Annotated in this window: 17 protein-coding genes; 12 read left to right on the top strand and 5 right to left on the bottom strand. The window is 40.2% G+C overall.

Annotation, left to right across the window (positions count from 1 at the left end; translation table 11 throughout):
• Positions 1-2 precede the first annotated feature (2 nt).
• Both gcvH and ABJF57_RS01475 read left to right on the top strand, forming a co-directional pair.
• Positions 3-377, top strand: coding sequence for a glycine cleavage system protein GcvH (gene gcvH, locus ABJF57_RS01480; protein ID WP_462231967.1), 375 nt, complete (start codon positions 3-5; stop codon positions 375-377).
• 107 nt (positions 378-484) lie between these two features.
• Positions 485-1,162, top strand: a complete 678-nt coding sequence (locus tag ABJF57_RS01475; protein WP_462231969.1) for an energy transducer TonB — start codon at positions 485-487, stop codon at positions 1,160-1,162.
• Positions 1,163-1,218: 56 nt separating this feature from the next.
• Here the strand turns inward: ABJF57_RS01475 and ABJF57_RS01470 are convergent, their stop codons facing one another.
• The 3 genes from ABJF57_RS01470 to ABJF57_RS01460 are packed head-to-tail and all read right to left on the bottom strand — an operon-like array spanning position 1,219 to position 4,682.
• Entirely contained in the window at positions 1,219-3,801 is a 2,583-nt protein-coding gene (locus ABJF57_RS01470) for a tetratricopeptide repeat protein (RefSeq protein ID WP_462231971.1), read from the bottom strand.
• A gap of 2 nt (positions 3,802-3,803) precedes the next feature.
• On the bottom strand, positions 3,804-4,091 hold the full coding sequence (gene gatC / locus ABJF57_RS01465; protein WP_462231973.1) for an Asp-tRNA(Asn)/Glu-tRNA(Gln) amidotransferase subunit GatC: 288 nt from the start codon (positions 4,089-4,091) through the stop codon (positions 3,804-3,806).
• A 12-nt stretch (positions 4,092-4,103) separates the two neighbouring features.
• The gene (locus tag ABJF57_RS01460) at positions 4,104-4,682 is read right to left on the bottom strand and encodes a lysophospholipid acyltransferase family protein (protein ID WP_462231975.1); all 579 of its coding nucleotides are present in this window, start codon (positions 4,680-4,682) and stop codon (positions 4,104-4,106) included.
• A 281-nt stretch (positions 4,683-4,963) separates the two neighbouring features.
• Here ABJF57_RS01460 and ABJF57_RS01455 point away from each other — a divergent pair, with 281 nt between their 5' ends.
• The 9 genes from ABJF57_RS01455 (at position 4,964) to ABJF57_RS01415 (ending at position 14,068) form a co-directional block, all read left to right on the top strand.
• Entirely contained in the window at positions 4,964-5,890 is a 927-nt protein-coding gene (locus tag ABJF57_RS01455) for an ABC transporter ATP-binding protein (protein WP_462231977.1), read from the top strand.
• 24 nt (positions 5,891-5,914) lie between these two features.
• A complete protein-coding gene (locus ABJF57_RS01450; RefSeq protein ID WP_462231979.1) occupies positions 5,915-7,228 on the top strand; it encodes an ABC transporter permease in 1,314 nt (437 codons plus the stop codon).
• Between the two features lie 36 nt (positions 7,229-7,264).
• Complete coding sequence (locus ABJF57_RS01445; RefSeq protein ID WP_462231981.1) at positions 7,265-8,482, top strand: sensor histidine kinase; 1,218 nt, start codon at positions 7,265-7,267, stop codon at positions 8,480-8,482.
• Positions 8,483-8,569: 87 nt separating this feature from the next.
• Positions 8,570-10,078, top strand: a complete 1,509-nt coding sequence (atpD, locus tag ABJF57_RS01440) for a F0F1 ATP synthase subunit beta (protein WP_462231983.1) — start codon at positions 8,570-8,572, stop codon at positions 10,076-10,078.
• 85 nt (positions 10,079-10,163) lie between these two features.
• Positions 10,164-10,421, top strand: a complete 258-nt coding sequence (gene atpC / locus ABJF57_RS01435; RefSeq protein WP_462231985.1) for an ATP synthase F1 subunit epsilon — start codon at positions 10,164-10,166, stop codon at positions 10,419-10,421.
• 187 nt (positions 10,422-10,608) lie between these two features.
• Positions 10,609-11,151 carry an RNA polymerase sigma factor gene (locus ABJF57_RS01430; RefSeq protein WP_462231987.1) on the top strand — a complete coding sequence of 181 codons (543 nt, stop codon included), beginning with the start codon at positions 10,609-10,611 and terminating at the stop codon, positions 11,149-11,151.
• Positions 11,141-11,737 carry a hypothetical protein gene (locus tag ABJF57_RS01425; protein ID WP_462231989.1) on the top strand — a complete coding sequence of 199 codons (597 nt, stop codon included), beginning with the start codon at positions 11,141-11,143 and terminating at the stop codon, positions 11,735-11,737. Before ABJF57_RS01430 ends, ABJF57_RS01425 begins: the two co-directional genes overlap by 11 nt.
• Entirely contained in the window at positions 11,724-12,740 is a 1,017-nt protein-coding gene (locus ABJF57_RS01420; protein ID WP_462231991.1) for a hypothetical protein, read from the top strand. Before ABJF57_RS01425 ends, ABJF57_RS01420 begins: the two co-directional genes overlap by 14 nt.
• Positions 12,741-12,811: 71 nt before the next feature.
• A complete protein-coding gene (locus ABJF57_RS01415) occupies positions 12,812-14,068 on the top strand; it encodes a CHASE2 domain-containing protein (protein WP_462231993.1) in 1,257 nt (418 codons plus the stop codon).
• Here the strand turns inward: ABJF57_RS01415 and ABJF57_RS01410 are convergent.
• Positions 14,040-14,651 (bottom strand): aminotransferase class IV, encoded by a 612-nt coding sequence (locus tag ABJF57_RS01410; protein WP_462231995.1) that lies wholly within the window; start codon positions 14,649-14,651, stop codon positions 14,040-14,042. The genes ABJF57_RS01415 and ABJF57_RS01410 overlap by 29 nt on opposite strands.
• Positions 14,652-14,704: 53 nt before the next feature.
• Between ABJF57_RS01410 and ABJF57_RS01405 the strand changes: the two genes are divergently transcribed.
• Positions 14,705-17,620, top strand: coding sequence for a CHAT domain-containing protein (locus tag ABJF57_RS01405; RefSeq protein ID WP_462231997.1), 2,916 nt, complete (start codon positions 14,705-14,707; stop codon positions 17,618-17,620).
• Here ABJF57_RS01405 and ABJF57_RS01400 read toward each other — a convergent pair.
• The gene (locus ABJF57_RS01400; protein WP_462231999.1) at positions 17,617-18,723 is read right to left on the bottom strand and encodes a fatty acid desaturase family protein; all 1,107 of its coding nucleotides are present in this window, start codon (positions 18,721-18,723) and stop codon (positions 17,617-17,619) included. The two genes, ABJF57_RS01405 and ABJF57_RS01400, sit on opposite strands and share 4 nt — an antisense overlap.
• Between the last annotated feature and the right edge of the window lie 63 nt (positions 18,724-18,786).

Genomic DNA, 18,786 nt, shown 5'->3' with positions numbered 1-18,786 from the left:
TTATGAATATTCCATCAGACTTACATTATACTAAAGATCACGAATGGGTTAAAATCGAAGGTGATGTAGCTACCGTTGGCGTGACCGATTTCGCTCAAGGTGAGCTTGGAGACATTGTTTATGTAGAAGTGGAAACAGAAGGCGAATCACTTGACGTGGGTGAAGTTTTCGGTACCGTTGAAGCTGTGAAGACTGTTTCCGATCTTTTCATGCCGGTATCCGGAGAGGTGATCGAGGTAAATGGTGAATTAGAATCAAATCCAGAAATTGTTAATTCTGACCCTTATGGTGATGGCTGGATGATTAAGATCAAAATTTCAGATCAGGGAGATCACTTGATTTCTGCCGAAGATTATAAGGCTGAAGTAGGAGGATAAGAAATTTTGGAATGTTTTTTGCATTCATTCGGTAAATACCTTCGTCCTTTTGGTATATAAAAAATGAAGGACATATATTTGATGTTCAACTTCACAAAAGAAGGAATATGGAACCTAAAAAAAATCCGAAAATAGACCTTTCCAGACAATCAGGAATGTTCCTGAATATCGGAATGGCAGCTAGTTTATTACTTATTATTCTGGCTTTCGAATGGAGAACTTATGATGATTCAGGTCTGATGGATCTGGGCAACGTAGATGATGATTTCGAAGATATCATTGACATTCCACCGACAGAGCAACCACCTCCCCCACCTCCAAAAGTTCAGATCCCGGAAATTATTGAAATTCCAGATGAGGAAGAAATTGAGGAGGAGATTGAAGTTGAATTAGATGTGGAGGTTACTGAGGAGACTGTTGTAGAAGAAATAGTTTTTGAAGAAGCGCCTGAAGAAGAAAATGTAGATGAGATTTTCACCATTGTGGAAGAGTCTGCTACATTCCCTGGAGGAATAACAGCTTTTTATGAATACCTTAAAAAAGAACTTAAGTATCCTAGGCAAGCGCAGCGTATGGGAATTGAGGGTAGAGTATTCGTGCAGTTTGTTGTGGAGAGAGATGGAACTTTGACTGACATCAAAATGGTGAAAGGAATAGGCGCAGGATGTGATGAGGAAGCAGTAAGAGTGTTAAAGGAATCTCCGAAATGGAAGCCAGGTAAGCAGAGAGGTAAGCCAGTCCGCCAGAAGATGATTCAAAACATTCTATTCAAGTTTGCCAACTAAGAATAGTTTTATAAAATCAAAAGCCTCTTGAGCAATCAAGGGGCTTTTTTTATGACTCACCAGGAGGTATTTTCTAACTCCTTTTTGCGGATAGCGTACTCGGAAGCAAACGAATGATAGCTTTCTTCCGAGAGGAGATTTGCTAATCGAATAAGCGTCTGATCAGCATAGTCTACCAAATTCCATTCCAGAGCTACCAAAGCATATTTCTTCAGCAACGTGGCACTGTATGGGTTGATCTCTGTGGCGTCTACAAGCAACTCGTATCCTCCTGAAGCTTCACGTTCTTTGAGCTCATCTACAACAGCGAGCACCTGTGCCGTGTGAAATGCGCTCATTCTTCCAAGTTTTATCAAATCCTCATTTGACAAACTATCCAAGGCAGGCACAGGTAGAATTTTTGTTTTTGGAATCTTGTAATTCTTAAGCCTCTCTAGCAAGTCATTTGATATTGCGGTGTATTCTGGATTTTTTCTCAGCGCATCAAGAAGCTCATTGGGAATTTCACTTTTTTTATCCATTCTCGCAAAAACCTCCAATCTACTGAGTAAGGATTTTGCGTATTTTACTTCCAGTGCTTTATCAAAAAATTCAAGTGCGAGCGAATAAGCTTGCTGGTCCAGAGCCAGCTTACCAAGCGCATCCAGGTATTCCCCTTTGTAATATTGATGTGTATTAGCTTGGAGATAGTCAAACATCATAAAAGCTTCGTTTACTTCACCTTTGTTATATAGGTGGATTGCCAGCGCTTTTCTTAGCCTGTCATTATAGATTCCATCAGAAGATTTTTTCAACTCCTTCCTCACGAGACTCTCAACAGAATCGTGATCGAATAGGTAGCAGCTGTTTAATAAATAAGCATGGCGATGAAGGTATGCTGACTTTTCTATTTCATTATACTCGAAAAGCAAGTTCTCTTTCGAGACCATCGTGGTTAAAATATTGCTTTTAACTCCGTAATTCCCACTGGTATAGTCATTGAAGATGGTGCTCGAGTCAATCAATTCCATTTTCTTAAACACATTCCATTTGTTAACCAAGGGGGCATGATTCCATTCATCGATGGGGGTCGCTTTTTCAAAATAATCCAAGGCTCTACCAAACTCTTCTTTTTGCATATGCAAAACGCCGAGATTATTCTCCACTTCTCCGCTGGTTTCATTTCTTAAAGACTCTTCATAGATAGCTTGGACCTTATTCGCATTGATTTCTTGATCAATATTTCCGTAATTGATCAGAGCATAAGGTGATCCAAAACGTTGGGAAGCACTATAGAAGTAGGTTTTTGCCGGATATTCGGCATTCTTTTTCGCCTCCTCCATGCCAAGCGTATAATTTGCGTAATGCGTATTATATCCAAGGTAGCTAGCCTGAAGTAGATATTCTTTCGCTAATAAGGGGTTTCCTTCTGTTTGGGCTTCTTGAGCTAGGTAGTTGTAGTAGCCTGCTTTCAGCAAGTTGTATGGTTCTTGACCTGCTAAGAAATAAAAAGCGAGAACAGCGAAGAAGCCGCCAAGACGAGCACTTGCATATGGAAAATTTCGTTCTTTATAAACAATCTTGTGTACCTCAAAACCTTTAATCAGAGGATCAATAAAGTTGCCGATGCTGTACAAGAAGAACAGAACGCCGAATCCTATATGAAAGTAAAGGACAAAGTAATGAAAGGACTGATACACAGCGTCATTACCACGAAACATCTGCTGTGCGAGAAATGCAAGAGTTACGATTCCCAGGCTGAAGGTTAGCAGGTATAATGTGGACTTACTTAAGTATTGAGTCAAAAAGGCTGACTTAAACTGTAGACTCCAAAGACTCACAAGGCAGGAAATAGCCAAAAGAATAAACGGGTCAAAAAAGAAGAAGCTATTTTCATACAACCCGGATTTATTGAGGTAATACAAAGTCAGATTCCCAAGGTAAATGAGTGAAAGGAGGAGAAAGTGTATGTGGTTGCTTTTCCCACCTTTCCCAGATGTAATGACATAAAGAATACTGAAGACTATTTCTTCAGAGATGATGAAAAGAAAAAAGAGCGAACAGATGGTGAGGCTAAAAAGTGAGTTGGCGATAACATGATCTGTGAATAGGGTCACATCATTGACACCGAGCAGGAGCAGTCCGCTTAAGCTGACTAAAACGAGAAGGCGAATGAGCAGGGGAGTGGTTTTTTTATACTCATGAAAGAAGACTAGCGGAGCTATCAGGATAATCGAAGGAATAAAAACCACGAGCTTGGTTTGAATGCCAAATAGTCCTACTTCGAATAAATTGAGTCTATTAAGAAGGAGAATGAATAATGCTACAATTATAAAAAAAGCATATCTCTTTAAGTAAGTGGATGCGACAAGGGCTATGCATAATCCAAACCATATCAATCCAAGAAAAAGAATATCAACCCAAAGAGTGCGGGCAATATCTCCTCCCGAATATTGTTCACTTAAAAGATACTTTTCGCCTTTTATCTCATGCGACATCAATTCGGTTTCGAGTGCCCAGGCGGGAAATTCGATGACTTCCCCTAGAGTAGTTACTTCCCACTGGATGGAATTGTTGAACCCCGATTGGTAAGACCATAGCATTACCAGCAGGCAAATGAGGAACAGCCCTTTCAGAGGCTTCAATAAAGATTTATTCACAATTAATTGATCACTTTAGGGACTCTGAAATATTCAGAATCATGTTTTGGTGCATTCTTTAACGCTGACTCTCTGGAAATCTGATTTGAGATGGTGTCTTCACGAAATGCATTCATCTCTGTTGACATTCCTGTGAGAGGTTCCACACCTTCTGTATTCACCTCTCGCAGCTTATCCACCCAGTCTACCATCTTTTGCAAATCCTCGATCATTTGTTGTTCCTTCGCATCATTAAAAGAGAGTCTAGCCAGATGAGCTGTTTTTCGTACAATTTCCTTTGTGATTTTCATGAGGCAACAAAATTACACCATCGCTTGGGAGTGCTTATCTAACTCCGCTTGAATGACACGAAAAACTTCCTCTCTAAGTTTCTTTACATCTTCATCGGTACTTCCATTTGGCCATATGGGCGAATGATAGATGATTCTACATGTCTTCCGGCGAATGTTTAAAAGGTCATTATCTCTTAAAATTCGATAATTATCTGGCATGGTAACGGGTACAATAGGTAAATTATTCTCTGCAGCAAGCTTGAAAGCCCCATCCTTGAAGTCGACCATGTTTGGATAACTTTTCAATCGAATACCACCCTCAGGAAAAAAGCCCAGATTAAATCCTTCTTTTACGGAATTTCTTGCTTCAATCAGGCTCTGTGCCCGACTCCTGTAGCTTGATCTATTCACTGTAATATGCAACGTTTTATACATGTAGCCAAACACCGGAATTTTTGCCAATGAGCTTTTGCCTACAAACTTGAATGCAATGGGGAATAGACCTAAAATTGGAATATCCAGGTACGAAAAATGATTTGCGCAAAGGATGTATTGTGCTTTCACATCTGGTGTAAACTGCCATTCCATTTGGACCGGAATACCGGCCATTTTTAGGAAGCACCAGGCCCACATGCAGTTGATTCTGAGCGCTTGCTTGTGTAAGGACTTAAATGGCACCATTATGAGTAATGGGAGGATGAGCAAGAGGAAGAAAAAGACCATTGAAAAAACAGCCCAGAAAGAATACAAACGCCTTAAAATCATATTGCCGGTCAGGTATGCAATTAAGCCACTAAATTAGTCGCAAAATCCAGTCGATAGAAAAAAATACTTGACTGTGTAATATTTTCCTAGTTTCGTAAACTAATGTCCAAAAAACCGAAATCATTGTGAGCCTATTAAAAGTAGAAAGCATAAGCAAGTCCTATAGCGCGCATCAGGCATTGTCTGGGGTGAGTATGGAAATTCCAGAAAAAACCATTTTTGGCCTATTGGGTCCAAACGGTGCTGGAAAGACCACCCTCATTCGCATCATTAACCAAATCATCGAAGGAGATCAAGGGTCAATCCTATTCGATGGTGCACCACTGAATCTAGAGCACATTAAAAATATTGGCTACCTGCCTGAGGAAAGGGGATTATATAAGAAGATGAAGGTGGGCGAGCAGCTTGTTTACTTAGGTCAGCTGAGAGGATTGTCCATGAAAGAGTCCTCTAAAAGAGGGAAGGCATGGTGTCAGAAATTGGATATCATTGACTGGTGGGGGAAGAAGATAGAAGATCTTTCCAAGGGAATGGCTCAAAAGATTCAATTCATAGCTACCGTAATGCATGAGCCAAAATTGATCATTCTTGATGAGCCTTTTTCTGGTTTTGATCCCGTCAATGCAAATTTGATCAAAGATGAAATACTAGAACTAAGAGATAAAGGTGCTACCATCATTTTTTCCACACATCGAATGGAGTCTGTGGAGCAGTTATGCGATCATGTTGCCATGATCAATAAATCGGAAAAGATTTTAGATGGGTCAAAAGCCGACATCAAGGAAAAATTCCGTGACGGAACATACCTGGTTGAGCATAAAGGTGGAGAACTCAAGTCAGGCACAGGTTTCGAGGTATTAAACGCAGAGGAAATAGGTAGAAACTTGACGCGAACACTGGTTCAATATTCCTCTGATGGAAACCCCAATGACTTGCTTAAAGAACTGATAAATCAAGCAGAAATTCACTCATTTGTTGAACGTATTCCAAGCATGAATGACATTTTTATATCCTTGGTAAAGGGAGAGAATCCAGAATTGGCAGATGCCTAAAATCACCAAAAAGACCTTAAAAAAATGAACAAGATATTTTTAGTAATTCAACGTGAATTCATGAGTCGGGTAAAGAAGAAATCCTTCTTGCTCGTGACAATTCTAGTACCCCTATTATTTCCAGCGATAATTGGAGGGATGGTATATCTGGCCATTCAGAATGAGAAGAATAAAGAGCTTGAAGTGGTTCATGTTTTGGACGAAAGCTCGATCTTAAATTTTGAAGATACCGAGAACTATGACTATCAGATAGTTGACGGCCCACTGGATTCTGCGAAAGCGAGGTTCAGCAAATCGGAGGACTTTGCTTTGATATACATACCAAAATTCGAATTGGATAAGCCCGAAGGAATAAGATTTTATGCACACACTTCTCCTGGGGTTAATTTGGTTGGTGGCTTTGAAAACAAAATTGAAGCGCAAATCAGAGAAATTAAACTGACAAGGTCTGGGTTAAACGAGGAGCAATTGGAGGAGCTTAAGACGTATGTGCAAATCGAGTCTTTTAACCTAAGTGAAGCAGGAGATGAGTCCAAAAGTGACTCTGGAGTCACTTTTGGAATTGGATATGTGATGGGCTTTTTAATTTACTTTTTCCTATTCGTATACGGAGCACAGGTGATGCAAGGGGTGATCGAAGAAAAGAATAGCAAAATAGTTGAGGTAATTGTATCCACCGTACGACCATTCCACATGATGATCGGAAAGGTTGTAGGAGTGGCGTCTGTTGGAGTTGTTCAGTTTGTTATTTGGATGGTTCTGATTAGTGTGATCTCGTTTGCAGGAATGGCGGCATTTGGTTTAAGCATGGATCCGTTAGAAACAGCGCAAATGGTACAGGGTGCCGACGGAGCTTCTTCCATTCAAAACAATGAAAAGGTTCAGGAAATGATGGCCATTGTAAGCGACATTCCGATAACTAAGATTGTCCTGCTATTTGTTTTTTATTTTCTGGGAGGATACTTGCTGTATGGTGCTTTGTTTGCTGCAGTTGGATCTGCTGTTGATACGCCTGCAGATGCACAACAGTTTATGATGCCAATTATGTTGCCTATCATCATTGCACTAATGGGTCTAATGATGTTTGTATTTCCGGATCCCCATGGAAACATCAGTTTCTGGCTTTCTATCATTCCGTTTACCTCACCGATTGTAATGATGGGTAGGATAGGGTTTGGAGTGCCAGTATGGGAATTAGCACTAAGCATGGTTCTTCTGATTGGCGGATTTATCTTCACACTTTGGTTGGCAGGAAGAATCTATCGAATAGGAATACTCATGCATGGCGCAAAAGTGAACTATAAAATCCTTGCTAAGTGGCTCATGCAAAAGAATTAGGTAGATCGTGGTTATTTTTAACCAAACGATCATCCATTGAAGAAAAAGTTTAGAGAAGCTACAGGCAATACACTAGCCCCACTACGACCACATTTAAAGTGGATCGTGGTGGGGTTTGCTATTTTGATAAGCTTTGGATCCATTTTGTATACGAATAGCCTGGTTGCTAAAATACGAGACAGGGAAGAAAGACAAATTGAGATATATGCGAGCTCCTTGGAGTTTTTGGCCAATGAAAGTGAGAATGTAAACTTCTTTTTGATCTTAGATCAGATCGTTTCAGCCAATCATTCGATTCCCGTAATCCTAACCGATGAAAATGAAAAGCCTGAAGATTATCGAAATCTGAGTAAGGCAGATAAAATTTCAGAAAAAAAAGAACGAGAAGCATTTCTACGAAAAGAGATTGAAGCGATGAAAGAAGCACATCCGCCAATCGAGGTGACACTTAAGGATGATCAGGACAATATCTATGGGTACAAGTACATTTTTCACAAGAACTCCTTTCTGCTAAGCCAGCTCAGGTATTATCCTTATGTTCAGTTGTCGATTATTGGGCTCTTTAGCATTATCACCTTTCTGATACTCAATTACATGCGGAGGGTTGAGCAGGATCATGTTTGGGTAGGACTTGCAAAGGAAACAGCTCATCAGCTAGGAACTCCTTTGTCTTCATTGATGGCTTGGTCTGAGTATTTCAAAGGTCTTTACAAGGATCAACAAGAAGTGCTTGTTGAATTTGATAAAGATGTGGATCGACTTAAAGTAATAACCGACCGATTTTCCAGCATTGGAAGCGAACCTCAATTGGTTTTATTCAATATCGCAGATTTAGTGGATGAAATTGTTGTCTACCTCCAAAAGAGGCTTTCTACGAAAATAGCTATGACGGTAACAACATTTCCCAACAGGGAAATTGAAGCACGAATTAATGAATCGCTATTTGCCTGGGTGATAGAAAACTTATGCAAAAATGCTGCCGACGCAATGGAGGGTAAAGGGTCAATTAACATAAATATCCTGCGTGTCAGTGAAGGGCAGGTAGCCATTGATATAACGGATACAGGAAAAGGCATTCCTAAAGCCAAGATTAAGAATGTATTTAGGCCTGGGTATACCACAAAGAAACGTGGTTGGGGATTGGGATTAACCCTGGCTAATCGCATAATCGAGCAATATCATCAAGGAAAGATTTTTGTAAAACAATCAGAAATCAATAAAGGGACAACTTTCCGTATTTACCTGAACAGATGAGGAGCAAAAACCCTTTTTCCTTATCTTTTTTTCCCTTAATTTCGCACCAAATTTCAAACAACCCCATTAATATAACCACAAGAAATAATGGCAAATAAAGGTAAGGTAACCCAGATTATTGGCCCGGTAGTAGACGTAAGCTTTAGTGCTGAAGGATCAAAACTCCCAAACATTATGGACGCACTAAAAGTGACTCGTCCAGACGGTGTTGAAGTGGTTTTGGAAGTTCAGCAACATTTAGGCGAAGAAGCGGTGAGGACCATTGCAATGGATAGTACTGATGGCGTAAGCAGAGGTACTGAAGTAACGGATTCAGGATCACCTATTAAGATGCCTACTGGCGAGGCGATCAAAGGGCGTCTGTTCAATGTAGTTGGAGAAGCGATTGATGGCCTGGAGCAGGTGGACAATTCAAACGGACTTCCGATCCACAGGGATGCACCTAAATTTGAAGATTTATCTACATCTACCGAAGTACTTTTTACAGGTATCAAGGTAATTGACCTCATTGAGCCTTATGCAAAAGGAGGTAAAATTGGATTGTTTGGTGGAGCAGGAGTTGGTAAGACGGTATTGATCCAGGAGTTGATCAATAACATTGCAAAAGGGCACGGTGGTTTGTCTGTATTTGCAGGTGTTGGAGAAAGAACAAGAGAAGGAAATGATCTTCTAAGAGAGATGATCGAAGCTGGAATCGTTGATTACGGTGAAGAATTCAAAGAATCAATGGAAGCAGGTGGATGGGACCTGTCTAAGGTAGATAAGAAAAAACTTAAAGATTCTAAAGCAACATTTGTATTTGGACAGATGAATGAGCCTCCTGGGGCACGTGCTCGAGTGGCTCTTTCAGGGCTGACAGTGGCTGAACACTACAGAGATGGTGACGGAGAGGGTAAAGGAAAAGATATCCTTTTCTTCGTTGACAATATCTTCCGATTCACACAAGCGGGTTCTGAGGTGTCAGCATTGCTAGGACGTATGCCATCTGCGGTGGGATATCAGCCGACACTTGCTACCGAGATGGGACTTATGCAAGAGCGTATTACTTCAACGAAACGAGGATCGATTACTTCTGTTCAAGCGGTATATGTACCGGCGGATGATTTGACTGACCCGGCTCCAGCAACAACATTCTCTCACTTGGATGCAACAACAGTACTTTCAAGAAAAATTGCAGAACTTGGTATTTACCCTGCGGTAGATCCACTTGATTCTACTTCGAGAATTTTGAGCGCAGACATACTTGGTGATGAACATTACGACTGTGCGCAGCGAGTTAAAGAGATTCTACAGCGATATAAGGAACTTCAGGACATCATTGCTATCCTCGGTATGGATGAGCTTTCGGATGAGGATAAAGAAGTGGTACACAGAGCAAGAAGGGTACAACGATTCCTTTCTCAGCCATTCCATGTGGCAGAGCAGTTTACTGGTCTTCAAGGGGTGCTTGTAGATATCAAAGACACAATCAAAGGATTTAATATGATTATGGATGGTGAGCTTGATCATCTACCAGAAGCGGCATTTAACCTTGTGGGAACGATAGAACAAGCAATAGAGAAGGGTGAAAAACTAATGGCTGAAACGAACGCCTAGTCGCGGCGCGACTGGCATTTATTGAGATAATCAGGTATTTCAGCCTAAGATCATCTCAAAAACCAAAGCGATTAAATAGACAAAGATGTTTTTAGAGATAGTAACACCAGACGAGAAAGTATTTGAAGGAGAAGTATTAAGTGCTTCGTTTCCTGGAAGTGATGGGTCATTTCAAATACTGAATAACCACGCACCCATGGTTACTACCTTGGGAAAAGGTGACATTCGTTATCAGGAAGAAAAAAAGGATGAAATACACATTCTGGTAGAAGGAGGAGTAGTAGAAGTGCTGAATAATAAAGTAAACGTACTCGTTGAGAAAATTTTTGATGATAACGAATAGATAAAACAGAAAATTGATAAAAAGCCATCTACAGAAATGTAGATGGCTTTTTTGTTTTAACAAGCTTTAACTCAGGAGCTCAGCATCCAATGGCACCACGCTGTTACTTTGTAAAAATTGTCTAGCTTCTTTTTTGTGTCAGACAACCATCCAACTTCAAATGGCATTCTACAACCAAATGCTTCTCTTGAATACCAAGGACCTAATAGAAAAAAGTAAATCCGGAGATCGAAAGGCTCAACAGCAACTGTATAAGCGGTTGAGTGCTCCAATGATGGGCGTGTGTTTACGATACATGAAATCCCAGCAAGATGCAGAGGACGTGCTTTTAGAAGCCTTTTATAAGGTATTCAAGAACTTGAACAGGTTCACCTACGAAAATGATAATGCGTTTTTCGGCTGGGTGAAGCGAATCATGGTAAATGAGGCGCTGATGAAGCTTAGGAGGAATAAGGAAATTCAAATTTTATCGATAAATGAGGATTTGGATAAAGAAATAGATGTGTCGCCTTTATCTCAACTGCAGACAAATGACCTGCTCAAATTGATTCGATCTATTCCAGTAGGCTATCGAACAGTGTTCAACCTCTATGAGGTGGAGGGATACTCACATCAGGAAATCAGCGAACAGCTAGGTGTTTCAGTTGGAACTTCAAAATCCCAATTGTTCAAGGCAAAAAAGTTGCTTCGCGAAATGTTAGACGAAAAAAAGGAAGACTATGGCTCATAATCAATTAGCTGAAAAATTAGATCAAGTATCAGAACAAGAACTTGGGTTTGAGTTCGATGATGCTGAGGTATGGACAAAGCTGGAGCACCGGTTAGACAACCGCAAAGCATACACTTTCTGGTGGGTGGCTGCTGCTTGCTTGCTCGTTGGATTCATCTTTTTGCCACTAAGCATTCTCAAAGAAACCACGCTTGAGAAATCAACAACAATAACTCAAGTAGAAAAGACAGAAAAAAGCTTACCTGGGAATGAAGAGGTAAAGATTGCTGACGCAAACAGCATTCAGAAGGAGAAGACGGTTGCTATTAACTTCCCGGGTTTAAGGAAAAAAGGCCTTGAGCCACCAGAAACTATTGAAATCTCAAGCCAGAAGTTGTTATTGGAACCCATAGCAGTGTCTAAGCCAAAGAAAAAATATAAGCCGGCCTTTGCCGCAGAAGATATTTCAGTTATTCAGGCCAGTCTCGAGGGGCCGTCGATTGAAAAAAGGAAGAGTATAACAGTTAGAGCTCAATTGCAATCTTTTCCAGATCAAGTAAAGTCAAATCAAAAAGTTTTAAAAATTAAGCTCTATGAAAAGCATTAAACAAATAATATTTTTATTAATTCTGCTCTCAAGTAGTATCGATATCAATGCACAAAAAGTCTCTGAATTATACCCTGACGAGCTGGTGCTGAAAACTGACTTCCAAATCGATGTAAAGTTTCGGTTTTATCAAATGAGTAAAAAGGAAGTTTATTTAAAGGATGACCTTTGGAGATCAATTTTGAATGTCATGAACACTGCCGTGGAATCTTCTGCTTCAGATGAGGGCGCGAAAGTTACCTATATAAAAAAATCGGGTGGTGAAAATCCTGGAGCAAAGGTTGAGGTGAAAAGCATTGAAAATAATTCGGATGTATTTTTTATCGGTTCAGAAGGTGTCACTGAGGTCCGATCTGAAAGAATTGAATTCCATATAATCTTGCATAAGGTAACTATTAGTTTTTCTCTCAACGATCTCAATGATTTAGAAATGATCAAAGACTTAAGCGTAGAATCTGTTTGGGATCAAATAAACCTCAAGTACAAGGATTATGGTAAGCGCAATGTTTACAAGGGAGAAGGGTTTTTTAAATATGGCAAAGCAAACGTGTCAAATATCAGTGGCGAAAGCGGAGGAACAGATTCCATTGAGATTTCAGCTGGAGTAGGATTAGGTTTTTATCGAGATCGTTTTGTTCCTGACTTAGGTTTTAAGCTGGGTTTTAATCTACCTGATAGGTATGGCAACATAAAGGTTCAAACAGGATTAATATATACTCAGCAATATCTATTCACAGGGAGCAGTGAAATCTCTACTTCAGAACCTGATCTGAATGGTTTTTTAACAGGGTTTTTTAATCTTAAATATGGAAATGGAAATGAGGTTGGCGTAGGGTTGGGTTATTTGATTCATAGTGAAGGAGACTTCTATTCGGGTAGAACGTTCAAGTTGTCCTTGTTTTCACAAAGAAGTGAATCTAAATTCAATTTCACTCCAGAGCTAGTTTACACGAACGATTTCAAACAAGCTTTTCCTGCATTGCGATTCGGACTGTCATTCTAACCAATAGACAAAAAGTCGACAGAGGATGGTTTCATAAGGTATTCGTAGAGAAAATTATTTTTCTTTAAGCTATGAAAAAATTCACCTTGGACACCATCCTCTGTTCTCTTTTCATATTCGGCATCATGGGGCTTTTTGCCTCTGTCACCTTGTTTAAGGTATTTGATTTGTTTGACCCTATCGGAGATATGTTCTCCGACTTTGAGCTGACAGATATTGTATTTTCTCAGCTGAATGAAGACCCCATTGCAGATGATAGAATTGTGGTTGTGAATATTGGGAATCTTCCGAGAGAAGGTATAGCAAGACAAATCGAAATTATAAGTCAATATGAGCCGGCAGTTATCGGACTGGACGTGATGCTGGACATCCCCATGAAGTGGGAAGAAGACAGCGCTTTGACGCGAGTACTCTCCGAAACCCCCAATATCGTTGTTGGAGAGAAGCTCATAAATTATAATGAAGAAAGCGCAGAGTTTGAGACCACTATCAAGCCAGAAGAACATATCACAAAAGAGGCCATGCTGGGCTATGTGAATCTCATTACCAATGCTCGCACCCAAGAAGATTTAAAAATGTGTCGAGAGTTTACGCCTTCTGAAATTGTAGGTGGAAATACACGGTATGCCTTCCCTGTTAGGCTTGCATATGCATATGATTCAGCGATGACTCAAAAATTCTTAGATCGTAACAATGATATAGAGACCATAAATTTTAAAGGCAATATCATGAGCTTTTCCGCTGCACAGTATGGAATGAAATACTTTGCTTTGGATGTATATGACATTTTTGATGAAAACTTCACGGCCGACCTATTTAAAGATAAAATAGTGATCATGTGCTTTATGGGGAAATACCTAGGAGACACCGAAACCACCGAGGATTTTTACTTCACCCCAATGAACGAAAAGTATGTAGGTAAAGCGAAAAACGACATGTTTGGAGGCGTCATACATGCCAATATTGTTTCTCAGATTTTGGATGACGACCCCATTGATCACATGTCTCATAAAACAGAAATTATGCTGGCAGTTCTCTTTTGCCTTTTCAATGTGTTTCTTTTCAAAATTGTTTATGCAGCTATGCCAAAATGGTATGATGGGATCACAAAAATCTTTCAACTATTTGAAGTTTTACTTCTTTCCTATCTAATGGTTCAATTACTACTTTCTTATGACTATAAGGCAGATTTCACGTTGGCCATCATTGTGATTGCTCTCTCAGGAGATTCGTTAGAAGTATACCATGGAGTGATAAAAAACTTGTTCTCCAAAGAGCGGCGAAAAGATCTTTTCAAAATCAACCGTCGTTTTTGGGAAGCAAAATAGCAGAAGAAGGGATTTCCAATTCACCCAGATCAAGCATCGCATTTATGAGGCTGACCTTTTCAAATAAGCGTAAATCAGAAACCAGAATTTCCCTTTCCTTGAGTTTCCCTTCTTGAATTAGTTGAGTCCGACGGACACCCTTGAGAAGTGGATTTTTAGGAGTAAACCACGCTGACCCGTCCCAAAAAGCCAGGTTAAAATATGAGCCATCCGTAAGGCCATCATTGACGGATATGATGATGTCATCGGCTCGCGAAGTTTCAAGCAGGTTGTTAATCTCACCTCTGTCCTCATACTTTAATGCGTAATCAATTGGTTTAGATTTTACGATTTCAAGCGTCTTGATTTTCCGTGGAAAATATTCAGCAAACTCCAAGTCAAATTTGGCATCCTCAGCACTTGCTTCGTAAATCATTCTCACTTTGTAAACGCCGCTCATCTTTAAATCGGGTAGAATGCGCATCAAATGGTGAACGTCGGTATGGGGTGCGTATCTGGAGAAGGTACGATCGATACGTTCTTGATGTAGCGATAAATTATGGTAGCTACCATCTCTGAAAAGAATACTCTCGATGAACCTCATAGTTTTCTGTGTCCTTGCAAAACTCTAACTTTATATTGAAATATTTAAATCGTATGATGAGACTAATTGCCTTCCTAACCGCATTTGCCATAACCACGGTATCGTTTTCGCAAATTAATTTCAATAAGCTTAAAGATCGTGTCAAGAAAGTAGTAGAAGATGAGAAGGTAGAACCTGCAGCATTGGTCAATACGGATGATCGCATGGCTGACATTCGAAATGATCAGCTTAAAAAGGACACTTCATTTTACAACTATATCTTCTCGCAAGGGAATAGATCTTCATTTTTTGCCAATCGAGATAGTAAAGAAAATTTGCTTGTATCCTTTGCAAAGACGTACGAAGATGAAGACACCGAACCGGTGCAACTGGAGATATATGAACAAGTATTTGATCTGAATCGAGCCGCTGAGATGACCATGTACATTAACCCGTTCATCGCAACCTCTAACTTCGAAGAAGCACTTGCTTTGATGATGGAACAGACGCCATCGTTTGAATCGGCATTTAAGATTGCAGATTTGGTAAATATGGACACCATGAACATTGCTGATAGGTACGCTTTGGGTAAGACGGTGGCCAATATTTCTATTCTTATGCATGCGGAAGGCAAGTACAAGCTGTCTGAAGATTTCATGCAAGAAAGCATATCCTACTTTAAGGAAATCATTGGCGAGAATACGGTAGCTCTTGCTTCTTTGTATGCAAATCATGCAACCATTTCTCAATCTCAAGGCAGGTATACGGAAGCTGAAGAATATTTCAATAAAGCTGAAGAAGTAATCAGAAAAAACGATCGGGTAGGATCACTGGCTCATGCGCTAATCCTGAACAATAAAGCCTTGCTCTATAACGAAATAGGGCAATATGCGGAAGCCTTGTCAACCATTGATGTGGCTGCTGCCTATGCTGATGGTGCGCTTAGAGATAAAGGAAGAGATAATGTAGGGTTCAAAATAAATAAGGGGCTGATACATTACAGCACCGGCGAGTACAAAACGGCTGAAGCTATTTTTAGAGAGGTCATTGCCTTAAAAGAAAAGCGATTTGCTAAAAATCAGACAGACGTAGGTAATGTAAAAAACTACCTGGCTTCAACGCTCATGGAGTTGGGGAATTCAAGTGAGGTACCGATGCTATTGGATCAGTCATTGAGAATCTTCCGGAAGAAATATTCCGAATCACATCTGGCATATATCAAAACCCATCACAACTTGGGAAGGTACCATTTGACAACTGGAAACCTTCCAGAAGCGGAGCGCATATTTCAGGAAGTGAATGCAAAGTATAAACAACTCTTTGGTGAAAAGCACCCAGACTTTTTAAGCTCTGTTGAAGACCTTGCAGTGGTTGCCTGGAAGCAAGGAGACAACACACTTGCTACTAGCAGATTTAATCAAGTTATTTCTTCTAACCTGCAATTGGTTGAAGATTATTTTGGTGCGATGAGTGAGTATGAAAAGGGACAATATTGGGCCAAGGTGAGACCTTCCATTCTCAAGTACTTTGCGTTTGCCGTTGAAAATGGGAAAGAAACCCCGGAGCTGCTGACAGAGATGTACAACATTCATTTAAAGACGAAAGGAATTTTACTCAGTGCGTCTACCAAGGTACGTGAGCAGATTTTGAGCAGCACCGATGAGCAATTGAAGTCCACGTATCAAAAATGGGTTGATGCTAAGGAAAACCTGATTCACTACTATTCCTTTTCGAAGGAACAGTTAAAGCAGCAGAAAATAAACCTGGTGGAATTGGAAGCTGAAGCAAATAAGCTTGAGAAACAGTTGAACCTTCTATCCGCTGCTTTTGCTCAATCTAACAAGCTTCCTACAACATCTTTGGCAGATGTTAAATCTAAATTAGGAACGAATGATGCTGCTGTTGAAATCATTGGCTATCCGGTTTTCGATAGAAGTTTTACCAACCAAAAGAATTACGCTTTTTTGATCGCTGACTTAGCCGCTGTTCATCCCAAACTGGTGCTGGTAGAAGGAGGACAGGATTTAGATACAAAATACGCAAAGGCATATCTCAATATGGTAAGATTGAAGGCGCCAGATAAAATAACTTACGACAAATTCTGGAGGAGTGTAGATGAAGAGTTGAACGGAAAGAAAAATGTTTTTTTAAGTCTAGATGGCGTCTATTTCCAGGTCAATATTGGAGCACTTCAGCGACCGGACGGATCTTTCGTGTCAGACGCGTTTGATTTGCATTTATATACAAGTACGCGGGATTTAGTAAAACCTCCGAGCACAGGATTTGCATCTAAAAAGGCGGATTTTTTCGGATATCCTGATTTTGGAAGTAAAGGGCTATTGGCAGCTCTGCCTGGAACAAAAGCAGAAATAGATGCAGCAAGCCAGATTACCCGAGCTAAAGGATTTGCTACCAATACTTACATGCAAAGTCAAGCCACAGAAGCAAGGTTTAAGGAAATCAAGTCACCGTCGCTCTTGCACATAGCTACCCATGGATTTTTCCTACCAGAAAGTAAAGCTTCCGGAGAAAAAGTGTTTGGTGTAGAAGTCAATCAGGCGAAAGACAATCCTTTGTTGCGATCTGGATTGATGTTAGCCAATGCTGAACAAACGATGGGAGTAGCTACCCAAGGGACTGAAGTAAATACGGCCAATAATGGTGTTTTGACGGCATATGAGGTTATTACGCTGGACTTGAAAAATACCGACCTGGTCGTGCTAAGCGCTTGTGAAACAGGCTTGGGAGAGATCAAATCAGGTGAGGGGGTTTACGGATTACAAAGGGCTTTCCAAGTAGCTGGTGCAGAATCCGTAATCATGAGTTTGTGGAAAGTGAGCGATGAAGCGACCATGCAGCTAATGACTAATTTTTACACCGAATGGATGGGTGGAAAACCAAAAGAAGAGGCATTCTTTTCTGCTCAAAGAACGCTTCGTCAATCTTTTCCTGAGCCGTATTACTGGGGAGCTTTTGTGATGCTGAATTAAGCAGCCTGAACAGCCCCTACTTTCAAATCTTTAGCACTGCCCATTTCTTTCATGTGCTTGAAGTGGCTGGAAACAGCCGCACCAAAAGTGGGAAACGCACGATACGGCAGGTCGAACTCTTTAACAGTCTGCTGAACAAACTTAGAAATGGCCGGATAATGCACATGGCAAACATCTGGGAATAAATGATGTTCAACCTGATAATTCAATCCACCCAAAAACCAGGAAAGCACTTTATTGTCCATCCCATAATTGCACGTGGTTCGTAATTGATGAACCACCCAGCTGTGCTTTATGTGCTCAGATTCGCCTTTGAAAAACTCTGCAGGCTCCACAACGTGTGCTGTTTGGAAAATCATCGCTAACATAATACCTGTAATGCAATGAGAGACAAAGATCATAATGATAGTGATCCAGATTGGGATTGGAATCAACAAAACAGGAATCGCCAAGAAAACGACCCAGTAAAATACTTTCCGAAGGACAATCAAAGCAAACTCTTTCGGGAAGTCAGCTTTCTTGATCAAGCCCTCTCTTCTATAATCGAAAGCTTTGATGAAGTCTTTGGTAGTGATCCATTCAAGCAAAGGCACACAGTAAAAAAGGGGTGCATAAATATGTTGAAACCTGTGGAACCACATATGAGGTTGATTTTTGGAGTATCTAAAAACGAACCTTGGCAGGATGTCTTCATCCGTTTCCTCAATGTTGGTATATGTATGATGAAGTACATTATGTTGAATATGCCAGATCAAACGATCCACACCAACAATGGCAGCAGAAAACTCCATAATGGCATTCATGGATTTCTTTTTGAAATATGATCCATGAATGGAATCGTGCATGATAGTGGTACCAATAAATGCTTTACCTATTCCCATGACCATCCAAAGACCCATCAGCAGAAAAAGATTGGTAAACCCTGCTGTAATCAATAGAAAATAGGGAACCAAATACATGGATAAGATCGCGATGGTTTTCACAATCATCTTGGCGTTTGCATTTCGCTGAATCTCATTATCCTGAAAATATTCATTCACACGCTTTCGCATTGCAGCAGCAAACTCTCTATCAAGTGTATTTTCAAATTTGTATCTGATCATGCCTCTAATGTTTCGTTTTTAATCTAACACCCTCAAAAGGAAGATATTTATTTAAAATACAGG

It is taken from the genome of Ekhidna sp., from assembly GCF_039940915.1.
Classification (GTDB): domain Bacteria; phylum Bacteroidota; class Bacteroidia; order Cytophagales; family Cyclobacteriaceae; genus Ekhidna.
This window is presented reverse-complemented; position numbering and strand designations above follow the sequence as displayed.

Excerpts from the sequence above, each read along its gene's own strand:
- ABJF57_RS01450 (WP_462231979.1), top strand. The coding sequence starts at position 5,915 with ATGAACAAGATATTTTTAGTAATTCAACGTGAATTCATGAGTCGGGTA.
- ABJF57_RS01475 (WP_462231969.1), top strand. The coding sequence starts at position 485 with ATGGAACCTAAAAAAAATCCGAAAATAGACCTTTCCAGACAATCAGGA.
- ABJF57_RS01410 (WP_462231995.1), bottom strand. The coding sequence starts at position 14,651 with ATGAGGTTCATCGAGAGTATTCTTTTCAGAGATGGTAGCTACCATAAT.
- ABJF57_RS01400 (WP_462231999.1), bottom strand. The coding sequence starts at position 18,723 with ATGATCAGATACAAATTTGAAAATACACTTGATAGAGAGTTTGCTGCT.
- atpC (WP_462231985.1), top strand. The coding sequence starts at position 10,164 with ATGTTTTTAGAGATAGTAACACCAGACGAGAAAGTATTTGAAGGAGAA.
- gcvH (WP_462231967.1), top strand. The coding sequence starts at position 3 with ATGAATATTCCATCAGACTTACATTATACTAAAGATCACGAATGGGTT.
- ABJF57_RS01460 (WP_462231975.1), bottom strand. The coding sequence starts at position 4,682 with ATGGCCGGTATTCCGGTCCAAATGGAATGGCAGTTTACACCAGATGTG.
- gatC (WP_462231973.1), bottom strand. The coding sequence starts at position 4,091 with ATGAAAATCACAAAGGAAATTGTACGAAAAACAGCTCATCTGGCTAGA.
- ABJF57_RS01405 (WP_462231997.1), top strand. The coding sequence starts at position 14,705 with ATGATGAGACTAATTGCCTTCCTAACCGCATTTGCCATAACCACGGTA.
- ABJF57_RS01420 (WP_462231991.1), top strand. The coding sequence starts at position 11,724 with ATGAAAAGCATTAAACAAATAATATTTTTATTAATTCTGCTCTCAAGT.
- ABJF57_RS01415 (WP_462231993.1), top strand. The coding sequence starts at position 12,812 with ATGAAAAAATTCACCTTGGACACCATCCTCTGTTCTCTTTTCATATTC.
- atpD (WP_462231983.1), top strand. The coding sequence starts at position 8,570 with ATGGCAAATAAAGGTAAGGTAACCCAGATTATTGGCCCGGTAGTAGAC.
- ABJF57_RS01425 (WP_462231989.1), top strand. The coding sequence starts at position 11,141 with ATGGCTCATAATCAATTAGCTGAAAAATTAGATCAAGTATCAGAACAA.